The following is a 12614-nucleotide window of genomic DNA, read 5'->3' as shown; positions in this document are numbered from 1 at the left end:
GCGGCAAGCCGGCGGCGAAACTGCCACCCGTCAGACCCGTAACTGCCCTGTGCCCAGGATCACCCGGATTCTCCCCATGATCGTGATGTCAGTCGTGACGGCGCTGGTTCTGCTGGCGCTGGTCACCCAGGCGGGGATAGTCGCCGTGCAACGCGCCCATCCACCGCAGGGCCGGATGATCGAGGTCGACGGCGCGACGCTCCATGTCGTCGATATCGGCCCGCGCGATCCGGGTCTTCCGATCGTGATGCTGCACGGCGCAAGCTCCAACCTCGAAGCGATGCGCCGGCCGCTCGGTGACATCCTCGCCCGGGATCATCGCGTGATTCTGATCGACCGCCCCGGCCATGGCTGGAGCACGCGCGCGCGGCGGCAGGATTCGACGCCGCAGATCCAGGCGCGGATGATCGATGAGGCGCTTCACAAGCTCGGGATCGATCGCGCGGTTTTCGTGGTGCATTCCTGGAGCGGCGCGCTCGGGGCGCGGATCGCGCTCGATCACCCGCACCGCGTTGCCGGTCTCGTGATGCTCGCGCCGGTCACGCATCCCTGGCGCGGTGGTGTCGGGCGCTACAACGAGATCATCGCAACGCCCGTGATCGGTCCGCTGCTCGCCTACACCATCACGCTGCCGCTCGGCTACGTCCTCGCTGAATCCGGCGCGCGCAACGTCTTTCTGCCGCAAATCATGCCGGATGGCTTCGTCAAGGATTCCGCGACGCCGCTCTTGCTGCGTCCCCGCGAGTTCATCGCCAATGCCTATGATCTGGTGACTCTGAAACAGTCCGTCGCCGCGCAAGTTGCGCGCTATGGCGACATTTCCGTGCCGGTGACGATCATCGCCGGCGAGCCCGACAAGACGGTGAAAACCAGCATCCACGCGCGCCCATTCGCCGCGGCGGTGCCGAATGCGAGGTTGATCGTGCTGCCCGACCTCGGGCACATGGTGCAGATTGCCGTACCAGATCTCGTGAAGTCAGAGATCGAGACGATGATCGGCAAGATCGTTCCGGCGCAGGCGGCCGCCGATTAAAGCGTTTTCGAGCGAAACTCCAGCGGCCGCCGTTCGCGCGCTTACTGCTTGATCTTCCCGTCCTTGTCGAACTGCGACACATAGGCCCAGAGATTGTTGATCTCGGTCTCGTTCTTGATGCCGGCGAACGCCATCTTGGTGCCGGGGATCTTGGCCTTGGGGTCCTTGATGTATTCCTTGAACGTGGCCTCGTCCCAGGTGATGCCGGAATTCTTGTTCGCATCCGAATAATTGTAGTCCGGAGCCGTGCCCGACTTGCGGCCGTTGAGGCCGTTGAGCTCGGGGCCGACCTTGTTCTTGGCGCCTTCGCCGATCGCGTGGCAGGCCAGGCACTTGTTGAACGATGTCTTGCCGGCCGCGACATCCTGCGCCATCGCGGCGGGTGCGGTGGCAATCACGGTGAGGATCGTCAGTGCGCCAAAAGTCAGTTTTGTCATCGGGTGCTCTTCGTCTCTTCCCTGGTGGGTCTGGTCAGTCTCTTGTCTGATCGACAATCGCCGGCCCGCCGCTTTTGGCAGGCCTGCTCGGCTTGGACAAGCCGCCAAACCATGACAGGTTTCACGGTTTCCTGCTTGTCCCAGAGCGAACTCGCTTCAGATCCTCGCTCCGACTTTCGGATGGCCTACCCAAACAAGCGCGGACGTGGTTGATTTGCCGCGACAAATTGGGATCATGCGGCGCGAGCCGGAAGGATATGTCAATGGCCATCATGATGCCTGCGAGCGACCAGGCGGTGCTGGCGCGCCGCGCGGAGATCATTGCTGCGCTGCGCGCAATCGTGCCGGGCGAGGGCGTGATCGACAGTGCCGCCGAGATGCGGGCCTACGAATCCGACGGGCTGACCGCCTACCGGCAGCCGCCGATGGTCGTGGTGCTGCCGGATACGACCGAGCAGGTCTCGCTCATCCTGAAATATTGTGCCGCGCAGGGTATCAAGGTGGTGCCGCGCGGCTCCGGCACCTCTTTGTCCGGCGGCGCGTTGCCGCTCGAAGACGGCGTGCTGCTCGGGCTCGGCAAGTTCAAGCGCATCCGCGAGATCGATTTCGACAACCGCGTCGTCGTCACCGAGCCCGGCGTCACCAACCTCGCGATCAGCCAGGCGGTTGCGCATGCCGGCTTCTACTACGCGCCCGATCCGTCCTCGCAGATCGCCTGCTCGATCGGCGGCAATGTCGCCGAGAATTCCGGCGGGGTGCATTGCCTGAAATACGGCATGACCACCAACAACGTGCTCGGTTGTGAGATCGTGCTGATGAGCGGCGAGATCCTGCGCATCGGCGGCAAGTCGGCGGAGAACCCAGGCTATGACCTCATGGGCGTCATCACCGGCTCGGAAGGCCTGCTCGGCGTCATCACCGAGATCACGGTGCGGATTCTGCAAAAGCCTGAGACCGCTCGCGCGCTGATGGTCGGCTTCGCCCAAGTCGAGGCGGCCGGCGAGTGCGTGGCGCGCATCATCGGCGCCGGCATCATCCCCGGCGGCATGGAGATGATGGACAAGCCCGCGATCCACGCCGCAGAGGCCTTCGTCCACGCCGGCTATCCCCTCGACGTCGAAGCGCTCCTCATCATCGAGCTCGACGGGCCCAAGATCGAGGTCGACGAGCTGATCACGCGCGTCGAGGCCATCGCCAATGCCTGCGGCTCGACCACCTGCCAGATCTCGACCTCGGAGGCCGAGCGCAATCTGTTCTGGGCCGGTCGCAAGGCCGCCTTTCCGGCCGTGGGCCGCATCTCGCCCGACTATCTCTGCATGGACGGGACGATTCCCCGCGGCGCGCTGCCGAAGGCGCTCGCCCGTATCCGCGAGCTCTCGGAAAAATACCAGCTTGGCTGCGCCAACGTGTTCCACGCCGGCGACGGCAATCTGCATCCGCTGATCCTCTATGATGCCAACAAGCCCGGCGAGATCGAGCGCGCCGAAGCGTTCGGAGCCGACATCCTGCGTGCCTGCGTCGAGTTTGGCGGTGTGCTCACCGGTGAGCACGGCGTCGGTATCGAGAAGCGCGATCTGATGGGCGACATGTTCAGCGAGATCGATCTCAACCAGCAGCAGCGGTTGAAATGCGCCTTCGACGCCCAGGGACTGCTCAATCCCGGGAAAGTATTTCCGACCCTGCACCGCTGCGCCGAGCTCGGCCGCATGCATGTCCATGCGGGCAAGCTGGCATTTCCGGATATTCCCCGATTCTGAGCGAGCCGATCATGCGGCGGGCGTAAACGGGCGGGCCGCCAACGTTCGCAACCAACCTCGCCGCATTCTGATCGTCCAAGGTCAAAAGGAGCCGCCCGGGAGACCCCGGCGGCTCCTGCTTGTATCGATTCCGGGTTGGTCGTCAGTAACCGCGCTTCGTGCCGTTCATGGAGCCTCATATCAGCTCGTATTGCGTACGCTCACGCTTGGCCAGCAAGGCCAGCGCCTGCCCTGCGATATGGCTCTTGAAATGCGGGCTGTCCTGATGCGCCCTGAAGGCGGCTTCATCGTGGAATAATTCGTAGAACAGGAATTGAGCCCCGTTGTCCTTGGCGCGGCCGATAAGGAACAGTTTTACGCCCGGCTCGCTTTGCGCCTGCGGGAGGAAGTCGCGCAGGATCTCGGCAACACGATTGGCCTCTTCGGGCTTCGCTTCCCACTGCGCCACGACCAAAAGACCGCCGCCGCTGACCGCCTGGTAGAAGGTTTGCTGGTTCGTCGCCTGCTCGTTCATGACGAAAACTCCATTGGAGAGAGGATCATACGATCAGTAGCGAAGTTTGCATGGCAATGGTTCGATAGTGATCGAAGTGCGACATCGCGCGGAAGCGGCGCGACGCGGCACGGTCCAGATCTTGAAAGTAACGAGACCGCGACGCGGTCGAACCACGAAGGCGGTTGCAGCTCGGCCTTCATCCTTCGGGACGCTTGCGCCGCAAGCTCCTCCGCGCTCCGGCCGCGATGCTCCGAGGCGGTGCCCTTCATGCGTCGAATTGATTTTCCGCGCGAATTTCGCTACCGCCTCTTCCCGTGGATACGCTCAGGGTCAGAGACGCCAAAGACGTCGAAGAGGTGGTGCGCGCGGCGATTGCCAATGAGCAGCCGCTCGAGATCATCGGTCATGGCAGCAAGCGCAGCATTGGCCACGCCATGGCGACCAACGCCGTGCTCGACGTCTCCGCGCTCAATGCCGTCACCTCCTACGAGCCGAACGAGCTGATCGTCACGCTCCAGGCCGGGGCGCCGCTTGCCGACGTGCTGTCGCTGATCGATGCCAAGAACCAGCAATTCGCCTTCGAGCCGATGAACACGGCGCCGCTGCTCGGCACGCCGGTGTCAGGCACCATCGGCGGCATGATCGCGGCCGGGCTCGCCGGTCCAAGGCGGATCAGGGCGGGCGGGGCGCGTGATCATCTGCTCGGGGCGCATGCCGTCTCCGGCTTCGGCGACAGCTTCAAGACCGGCGGCAAGGTGGTGAAGAACGTCACCGGCTACGATCTCTGCAAGCTCCTCGCGGGGTCGTGGGGCACGCTGTCGGTGATGACCGAGGTCACGCTCAAGGTGATGCCGAAGCCGGAGGCGGAGCGGACGCTGTTGCTGCGCGGGTTAGAGGATGCCGCCGCCAACAAGGCCATGACTGCGGCCCTTGGCTCACCCTTCGACGTCTCCGGTGCCGCGCATCTGCCGAAATCGGCACTCCGGGCCGAGACCGAGGGGCTGGGCGACATCGTGGGCCAGGGCGAGGCGCTGACCGTGCTGCGGCTCGAGGGCATCACCGCATCTGCCGCGCACCGCGCCGGCTCGCTGCGCGAATTGCTGGCGCCGTTTGGAATCGCGACGCTGATCGAGGATGCGGCATCTGCCGCGCTGTGGGGCGCGATCCGCGATGTGCTGCCCTTCGCGGCCGGCGGTGCGCTCGGCGCCTGGCCGGTGTGGCGGATCGTCTGTCCGCCGGCCTCGGGCGCGGCACTCGGGATCGAATTGGCGCGCCAGACGGGCGGCGATTTGATCTACGATTGGGGCGGCGGCCTGATCTGGGCGGCATTGCCGCCGAAGCCGGACGCGCATGCACCGGTCGTCCGTGCGCGCGCGAATGCGGTTGGGGGACATGCCACGCTGATCCGGGCCGCCGAGCAGGTCAGGCGCGATGTCGATGTGTTCCACCCACAGGCGCCGGGCATTGCCGCGCTGAGCGAGCGGGTGCGCGCCAGCTTCGATCCGAAGACCATTCTCAACCGGGGGCGGCTCACGCGGAGCGCTGGCTGAATGAAGACCGAATTCTCACTCGCGCAGCTCGCCGACCCCGACATCGCGGAAGCCGACAAGATCTTGCGCGCCTGCGTCCATTGCGGCTTCTGCACCGCAACCTGTCCGACCTATGTGCTGCTCGGCGACGAGCTCGACAGCCCGCGTGGCCGCATCTACCTGATCAAGGAGATGCTGGAGAAGGATCAGGCCCCGACCGCCGAGGTGGTCAAGCATATCGACCGTTGCCTGTCGTGCCTTGCCTGCATGACGACCTGCCCCTCCGGCGTGAACTACATGCATCTCGTCGACCAGGCCCGGGTCCGGATCGAGCAGCGCTATCGGCGGCCGCTGGCCGAGCGGCTGTTGCGCAAGGTGCTGGCCTTGGTCCTGCCGGACCCGCAGCGCTTCCGCATCAGCATGTGGCTGGCGCGGCTGGCCCGTCCGCTCAGCGTCTTGCTGCCGACGCCCCGGCCTTCAGCGACGGCCGGATTGATCCCACGCATCAAGGCGATGCTGGCGCTGGCTCCGAACCGGCTGCCGCCCGCGGGGCCTGCCGCGGGCAGCGTATTCGCCCCGCTCGGCAAGAAGCGCGGACGTGTGGCGCTGCTGCAGGGCTGCGCCCAGCAGGTGCTGGCGCCGCGCATCAACCAGGCCGCCATCAGCCTCCTCACCCGCCATGGCATCGAGGTCGTCCTGGTCCGGGACGAGCAGTGCTGCGGGGCGCTGACCCATCATCTCGGCAATGATGAGGATGCGCTGGCGCGAGCGCGCGCCAACGTCGCGGCGTGGAGCGCGGAGGCAGCCGGCGAGGGGCTGGACGCCATCCTGGTGACGACCTCCGGCTGCGGCACCGTCATCAAGGACTACGGCTATCTCCTGCGCGAGGACACCGCGTTCGCGGCTGATGCGGCGAAGGTGTCGGCGCTCGCCAAGGACATCACCGAATACGTCGCCGGCCTCGGACTCGCGACGACTGCGAGACAGGACAACATCGTCGTCGCCTATCACTCCGCGTGTTCGCTGCAGCACGGGCAGAAAATCACAGGCCTTCCGAAAGAATTGCTTTTCAAGAATGGATTCGTGGTGAAAGATGTACCCGAGAGCCATTTGTGTTGCGGCTCGGCGGGGACCTACAACATTCTCCAGCCCGAGCTTGCGGGTCGGTTGCGCGATCGCAAGGTCGCCAACATCGCGAGCGTCAAGCCGGACATGATTGCCGCGGGCAATATCGGCTGCATGGTGCAGATTGCCAGTGGCACGTCAGTTCCGGTCGTACACACGATTGAGCTTCTCGATTGGGCTACGGGCGGATCGCGGCCGGCACTGAACGCGCAAGCTTGAGCTTCAAAGGCTGAGCTTTCGTCCGGAGGTGACGGCGCAACGGGGCCCGATCGACCATTGTTCGGCGGCAACAGGAGGACCACGATGGCGAAAGCGAAGAAGAAGAAAAGCAAGAAGGCCAAAAAGGCCAAAAAGGCTGTAGCGGCGAAGAAGGCCGCGAAGAAGACAGCCAAGAAGTCTGCCAAAAAGACTGCGAAGAAAGCTGCAAAGAAATCTGCCAAGAAGGCAGCCCCGAAGAAGGCCGCCAAGAAGGCTGCGGCAAAGTCGGCCAAGAAAGCCGCTCCCAAGAAGGCCGCGAGGAAAGCGGCACCGAAGAAGGCGAAGGCAGCGCCTGCTCCGAAGCCGTCAGCACCGGCAGAGGCTCCGGCTCCCGAGCCCGCCGCCGAGACAAGCTGGGCGATGCCTTCGTCTTCTGCGGAATCGGCGTCGGCCGAGGGACAGAGGTAGGGCCTCGGGCTCTCGTCGCCCCTTGGAAATCTGCAACAGAAGGGCCGCGGCGCTATGTGCTGCGGCCCTTTTGCATCGTCCCTGGCAAGGTTTGGTCGCACCGCTCCCGGCGCCAGGTTGATTCGTGGCCTGGGTATCACGCTGTCCGAGAATCCCCGGACTTTCCCGGGCCTTCTGTGCACCTCGGACTGCAAATAATGTGATCTAGAAGCCACACATGCTGACAACCTTTCGTGGAATCGTCAAAACGCCTAAAAAGTCGGCAGATGCCCGCGCTTTTTGCTTCACGGTTCCTGTCCCCCAATCCAAATTGCCGCAGCGATGAAATTTGCAATCAGGTCGAGCGCCCCGGGGGCTTCCGGGATCCGACTGGGGTCTAAGAACTGGCGATGGGGATCGAAATGAAAAAAGTGACTTTGTTGGCCACGGCGCTGGCAATGGTAACGGGTTCGGCTTTCGCGGCAGACTTGCCCGTGAAGGCGCTGAAAGCCCCGCCGCCGCCTGCCTTCGATCCCTGGGATATCGCCTTCGGCGCCGGCATCATGAGCGATTACATCTTCCGCGGCGTTACGCAGTCCAACCATAATCCGTCGGTCACGGCCTATTTCGAGCCGCGCTACAACGTCAACAAAGACCTGCAGCTCTACATCGGTGCGTCCGCGGAGAGCATCTCGTTCCCGAACCGCGCCGCGGCCGAAGTCGACATCTACGGCGGTATCCGCCCGACCTTCGGCATGTTCGCCTTCGACTTCGGTGTCTGGGGCTATCTCTATCCTGGCGGAAGCTGCTTCGGCTCGCAGGGCACCCTCGCCCAGGGCAATTGCGGCACCGACATCGATTACTCTCAGGGCGCTATCGGCCTTCCGATCAACGGCAATTTCGCCAAGAAGGACGCGAGCTTCTTCGAGGCCTATGCCAAGCTGAACATCAACATCAACGACCAGTGGACGGTCGGCTTTAACGAGTACTACTCGCCAAACTTCCTCAACCTTGGTGCCTGGGGCAACTACGCTTCGATCACCGCCAAGTGGACCGCGCCGAGCACGATCTTCGGTGCCAGCGGCGTCGGCATGTACGTGTCGGGTGAGTTCGGCCGGCAGTGGCTCGGCACCTCCGACATCTTCTACGGCATCGCGGGCGATCCGGTGTACGCGAACGGCATCAAGGAGCCGAGCTACAACACCTGGAACGTCGGCGTCGGCTTCACCTACAAGGTGTTCACGCTCGATCTGCGCTACTACGACACCGACCTGAAGAAGGGCGATTGCAACGCCTTCACCAGCGACTACACCGCGAAGTTCGACGGCAGCTTCACCCCGATCAACCCGGGCGGCTTCGGCTCCAACTGGTGCAGCGCGGCCGGCGTCGCCAAGCTCTCATTCGACCTGACGGCGATGAGCAATCTGAAGTAAGTCTTCTGACCGAGACGACTTGAGGAGGGCGGCAGAGCGATCTGCCGCCCTTTTGCTTTTGGGGCTGGTGAGAGGGATGCTCGACCGCTGCGCGAGAGCGCGACGTGTGGGGCTGAAGATCGACGCTGACGCCTCGCACTCCGGATTGCGTTTGCAGTGTGGATTTGTGGATGTGAACCGCGTCTCGTTCTCCTGGCCCGGACGCAGCGCTGCTTCAGCGGTGCTGCAGAGCCGGGGCCCATCCTTCTGGAGTGCGACTGGAGTACGACATCTGGGTGCCGGCGCTGCGCCGCAACGCTGAAGGGCCTTGCGGCCTGTCCGGGACACGAGAGGAGGCAGCTGGACCTTCGGTGGCGCTGACCGAGGGGCGCCACGTCCCTTTGCGCCTCAGGGCGCGACGGTCGGCTCCGCCTCGACCGGTTCACGGCCCCTGCCGACAACGTGGATCGCACCGTCCTTCACCAAGGCCACCTTCCGCGTGTGGAAGGCGTCGAGCGTCGAGCGGTGGCCGATCGAGACGATGGTGGCCTGCGGCAGCTTCTCCGCCAGGAGCCGGTACAGCCGGGCCTCCGACGGCTCATCCAGCGAGGCAGTCGCCTCGTCCAGGAACAGATAGTCCGGCGCATGCAGCAGTGCGCGCGCAAGCCCCAGGCGCTGCTGCTCGCCGAGCGACAGCATCCGGTTCCAGTGACCGTCCTCGTCGAGCCGTCCGGCGAGGTCAGGCAGCCCGACCGCGATCAGCGCGTCGTGCACTTGCGCCGCGCTGAACGCGCCGGGCGCTGCCGGATAGACAACGGCATCGCGCAGCACGCCGACCGGAAAATAGGGCCGTTGCGGTAGCATCATCAGTTTTGCCTTCGCCGGAATGACAACCGTGCCGGTACCGAACGGCCAAATGCCGGCGATGGCCCGGAACAGCGTGGACTTGCCGGAGCCCGACGGTCCGGTCACCAACACGCGCTCCGGGGACTGAATCGTGAAGGCCTTGGCGGCCACCAGCGGCGTGCCGTTGGGCAGGTTAACGCAGAGCTGCTCGAGGTCGATATGACGGCCGCCGGCGACCTCCAGGGCGATGGCAGGCTCACGTGCCGGCAAATTCGCCGCCGATTCGACCGACATCTCGAAGCCATCGAGGCGCGCAACGATCGAGCGCCACTCCGCCAGCGACCGGTAGGCCGTGACGAAGAACGACAATGCGCCCTGGACGCTGGAGAAGGCGGATGCGGTCTGCATCATGTCGCCGAGCTGGATCTTCTTGGCGAAGAAGGCCGGCGCCACCAGCACGTAGGGAAAGATCACTGCGGCCTGCTGGTAGCTGGCCGTGAACGCGGTGAGGCGTTTGGTCCGGCTCATGATGCCGTACCAGTTGGCGATCACGAAACCGAAGCGATCGAGCAGGCGGGCGCGTTCGGCGCCTTCTCCCCTGAGCAGCGCGATCTGCTCGGAATTCTCGCGGACGCGGACCAGGTTGAAGCGGAAGTCGGCTTCGTAACGTTGCTGCTCGAAATTGAGGTTGACCAGCGGTGCGCCGATCCAGTGCGTCAGCGCGGTGCCGAAGATCGCGTAGATCAGTGCGCCCCAGCACAGATAGCCTGGGATCATGAGATCGGTGCCGAACAGGCGCAGCGGCGCGGCGTTGGAAAGGCCCCAAAGGATGATCACGAAGGAGAACAGCGTCACGATCGACGAGAGCAGGCCGAGCCCGATGGTCAGGGTCTGCTCGACGAAGTTCTTGACGTCCTCGGTGATGCGCTGGTCCGGGTTGTCGGCCGCATCGCCCTTGAGCTGCATGCGGTAATGCGTGGCGCCCCCGAGCCATTCACCGAGATAATGCCGAGTGAGCCATTGCCGCCAGCGAATCTGGAGCCACTGGTTCAGGTAAAGCTTGTAGACGGCCAGCGCGATATAGGTGAACGCGAGCGCGATGAAGATCCAGATCTCCCGCACGAAGCTGTCCCAGTCGCTGGTCTGGAGCGCGCTGTAGAACCGGTTCTGCCACTGGTTCACCAGCACGTCGATCGCGACCAGCGCCAGCTCCATCGCGACCACGGCGGCGAGCAGGCCGCGGCCGGCCCATTTGTCCTCGGATCGGAAATAGGGGGCTGCGATTCGCCAGACGATCGCGAGCGCGGCGCTGATGTTCTTCACAGAGCGGGGTCTCCTCGGGGGTATGCGCAACTGCCTGTAGCAACGGCAGAAACAAGCGCGCTTAGACTAAAGTCGCAAGTTGTGCAATTTGCGTTGTCCCGGCCGGCGACCCTAGCATGGACGTTGACGGCGCGGGGCGGGGGCATTCGGACTTCGCGAGCTTGTGAGCGGACGGGAACCGCTTCATTCGCGAGGAATTCGCGTCCAACTCGGGGGTTATCGCTTCCAGCGTCAAGCAGGACCGGCTCTCCACGCGGGCCGCCTGCCGCAAACAGGCGTGGGGGAGGAAGCCATGTGGAATCAAATCTACAATCCGCTGAACAATGCGGCACTGTCGACCGTCGCGGCAGCCGTTCCGGTCGTCTCGCTCCTGGTCATGATCGCGAGCGGGCGCGTGAAAGCGCACATCGCGGCCGTGATCGCCGTGATCATCACCAACCTGATCGCGATCTTGATCTTCACCATGCCGGCGGGCATGTCGATCCGCGCCTCGGCGCTCGGCATCGTCACCGGCTTCTTTCCCATCGGCTGGATCGTCCTCAACGTCATCTTCCTCTACCAGGTCACGGTGAGCACCGGGCGCTTTGAATTGCTCAAGCGCGCCATCGGCGGTGTCACCGAGGACCGGCGCCTACAGCTCTTGCTGGTCGCGTTCTCGTTCGGCGCCTTCTTCGAAGGCGCCTCGGGCTTCGGCACGCCGGTCGCGATCACTGGCGCGGTGCTGATCGGGCTCGGCTTCTCGCCGCTCGCAGCCTCCGGCCTGTCGCTGATCGCCAACACGGCGCCGGTCGCCTATGGCGCGCTGGGCACGCCAATCCAGGGACTTGCTTCCGTCACCGGGCTCGATCCCTACATCCTGGGCGCGATGGTCGGCCGGCAATTGCCGTTCTTCTCGCTGATCGTGCCGTTCTGGGTGGTCTGGGCGTTCGCGGGCTGGCGGGGCATGAAGGATGTCTGGCCGGCGATTCTCGTCACCGGCGTGTCGTTCGCGATCCCCCAGTATGTGATTTCGAACTACGTCAATCCCTGGATCGTCGACATCGGGGCGTCGCTGATCTCGATGGGCGCGCTCATCCTGTTCCTGAAAGTGTGGCAGCCGCGGCAGCTCTGGTTGTCGCCGGAGCTGCGCGGCCATGACGAATCGGCCGCGCAGATGGAAAAGGCAACGCCGCTGGACAAGACGCCGCTGACCCAGTCCGAGCTGTGGAGCGCGCTTTTGCCCTGGATCATCGTCTGTATCGTGATGCTGATCTGGGGCAACGGCGCATTCAAGACCTGGGCGAACTCGGTCTTCACCTGGAACTACCCCGTTCCCGACCTGCACCAGATGATCAACAAGATGCCGCCTGTGGCGGCCAAGCCGACGCCGGAGGGCGCGGTGTTCGCGTTCACCTATCTGTCGTTCACCGGCACCGGCATGCTGATCGCGGCGATCATCTCCGGCTTGCTGATGGGGGTTGGGCCGGGACGCCTGCTGGTCGAGTACGGCCGCACGATCCGGCTGTGCGCGATCTCGCTGATCACCATTTCGGCGATGCTCGCGATCGGCACGCTCACCCGCCTCTCGGGTGTCGACGCGACGCTCGGTCTCGCCTTCGCGGCGACCGGTGTGCTCTATCCCTTCTTCGGCACGCTGCTCGGTTGGTTGGGCGTGGCGCTGACGGGATCGGACACCGCCTCGAACATCCTGTTCGGCAATTTGCAGAAGATCACCTCCGAGCAGATCGGCCTGTCGCCGGTGCTGATGGCGGCGGCGAACTCCTCCGGCGGCGTGATGGGCAAGATGATCGACGCGCAGTCGATCGTGGTCGCCTCCACCGCGACGCGGTGGTACGGCCACGAGGGCTCGATTCTGCGCTTCGTGTTCTGGCACTCGATCGTGCTGGCCTGCTTGGTCGGCGTGCTCGTGACGCTGCAGGCCTATGTCTGGCCGTTCACGGCGCTGGTCCTGAAGTAGCCGTCAGCGTCGCGCTTCGACAAATCCCCGCGAGGTTCATCCCCGCGGGGATGT

Annotated in this window: 10 protein-coding genes; 7 read left to right on the top strand and 3 right to left on the bottom strand. The window is 64.4% G+C overall.

All coding sequences use genetic code 11. The features are described from left to right. The first annotated feature begins 76 nt into the window (after positions 1 to 76). A complete protein-coding gene (locus tag P6U28_RS27895; RefSeq protein ID WP_162500112.1) occupies positions 77 to 1033 on the top strand; it encodes an alpha/beta fold hydrolase in 957 nt (318 codons plus the stop codon). 41 nt (positions 1034 to 1074) lie between these two features. On the opposite strand, the gene cycA is transcribed toward P6U28_RS27895, so the two are convergent. After that, positions 1075 to 1470 (bottom strand): cytochrome c-550 CycA, encoded by a 396-nt coding sequence (gene cycA, locus P6U28_RS27890; protein WP_122400927.1) that lies wholly within the window; start codon positions 1468 to 1470, stop codon positions 1075 to 1077. 263 nt (positions 1471 to 1733) lie between these two features. Between cycA and P6U28_RS27885 the strand changes: the two genes are divergently transcribed. Further along, a complete protein-coding gene (locus P6U28_RS27885; RefSeq protein WP_122400928.1) occupies positions 1734 to 3227 on the top strand; it encodes an FAD-linked oxidase C-terminal domain-containing protein in 1494 nt (497 codons plus the stop codon). A 175-nt stretch (positions 3228 to 3402) separates the two neighbouring features. On the opposite strand, the gene P6U28_RS27880 is transcribed toward P6U28_RS27885, so the two are convergent. Beyond that, a complete protein-coding gene (locus P6U28_RS27880; protein ID WP_129142612.1) occupies positions 3403 to 3741 on the bottom strand; it encodes a putative quinol monooxygenase in 339 nt (112 codons plus the stop codon). Between the two features lie 296 nt (positions 3742 to 4037). On the opposite strand from P6U28_RS27880, the gene P6U28_RS27875 reads away from it, so the two are divergent. The 4 genes from P6U28_RS27875 to P6U28_RS27860 all read left to right on the top strand — a co-directional run bounded on the left by P6U28_RS27875 (position 4038) and on the right by P6U28_RS27860 (position 8455). Further along, positions 4038 to 5273, top strand: a complete 1236-nt coding sequence (locus tag P6U28_RS27875; protein ID WP_129142611.1) for an FAD-binding protein — start codon at positions 4038 to 4040, stop codon at positions 5271 to 5273. Next, positions 5274 to 6596, top strand: a complete 1323-nt coding sequence (glcF, locus tag P6U28_RS27870) for a glycolate oxidase subunit GlcF (RefSeq protein ID WP_407120276.1) — start codon at positions 5274 to 5276, stop codon at positions 6594 to 6596. 84 nt (positions 6597 to 6680) lie between these two features. Next, positions 6681 to 7043 carry a histone gene (locus P6U28_RS27865; RefSeq protein WP_122400931.1) on the top strand — a complete coding sequence of 121 codons (363 nt, stop codon included), beginning with the start codon at positions 6681 to 6683 and terminating at the stop codon, positions 7041 to 7043. Positions 7044 to 7444: 401 nt separating this feature from the next. Further along, positions 7445 to 8455 carry a TorF family putative porin gene (locus tag P6U28_RS27860; RefSeq protein ID WP_122406381.1) on the top strand — a complete coding sequence of 337 codons (1011 nt, stop codon included), beginning with the start codon at positions 7445 to 7447 and terminating at the stop codon, positions 8453 to 8455. A 387-nt stretch (positions 8456 to 8842) separates the two neighbouring features. Here P6U28_RS27860 and P6U28_RS27855 read toward each other — a convergent pair whose 3' ends face one another. Continuing rightward, entirely contained in the window at positions 8843 to 10603 is a 1761-nt protein-coding gene (locus P6U28_RS27855; protein WP_407120275.1) for an ABC transporter ATP-binding protein/permease, read from the bottom strand. Positions 10604 to 10895: 292 nt separating this feature from the next. On the opposite strand from P6U28_RS27855, the gene P6U28_RS27850 reads away from it, so the two are divergent. Next, positions 10896 to 12560, top strand: coding sequence for an L-lactate permease (locus P6U28_RS27850; protein WP_122400933.1), 1665 nt, complete (start codon positions 10896 to 10898; stop codon positions 12558 to 12560). Positions 12561 to 12614 lie beyond the last annotated feature (54 nt).

Origin of the sequence: Bradyrhizobium sp. STM 3561, from assembly GCF_045571455.1 — a bacterium.
GTDB lineage: Bacteria > Pseudomonadota > Alphaproteobacteria > Rhizobiales > Xanthobacteraceae > Bradyrhizobium > Bradyrhizobium vignae.
The sequence above is the reverse complement of the archived record's forward strand: the minus strand, read 5'-3'. Positions and strand labels throughout refer to the sequence as shown.

Bases quoted from the DNA above. Each gene is read 5' to 3' on its own strand.
- P6U28_RS27865 (WP_122400931.1), top strand. From the start codon at position 6,681: ATGGCGAAAGCGAAGAAGAAGAAAAGCAAGAAGGCCAAAAAGGCCAAA.
- P6U28_RS27885 (WP_122400928.1), top strand. From the start codon at position 1,734: ATGGCCATCATGATGCCTGCGAGCGACCAGGCGGTGCTGGCGCGCCGC.
- P6U28_RS27895 (WP_162500112.1), top strand. From the start codon at position 77: ATGATCGTGATGTCAGTCGTGACGGCGCTGGTTCTGCTGGCGCTGGTC.
- P6U28_RS27880 (WP_129142612.1), bottom strand. From the start codon at position 3,741: ATGAACGAGCAGGCGACGAACCAGCAAACCTTCTACCAGGCGGTCAGC.
- P6U28_RS27860 (WP_122406381.1), top strand. From the start codon at position 7,445: ATGAAAAAAGTGACTTTGTTGGCCACGGCGCTGGCAATGGTAACGGGT.
- cycA (WP_122400927.1), bottom strand. From the start codon at position 1,470: ATGACAAAACTGACTTTTGGCGCACTGACGATCCTCACCGTGATTGCC.
- P6U28_RS27850 (WP_122400933.1), top strand. From the start codon at position 10,896: ATGTGGAATCAAATCTACAATCCGCTGAACAATGCGGCACTGTCGACC.
- glcF (WP_407120276.1), top strand. From the start codon at position 5,274: ATGAAGACCGAATTCTCACTCGCGCAGCTCGCCGACCCCGACATCGCG.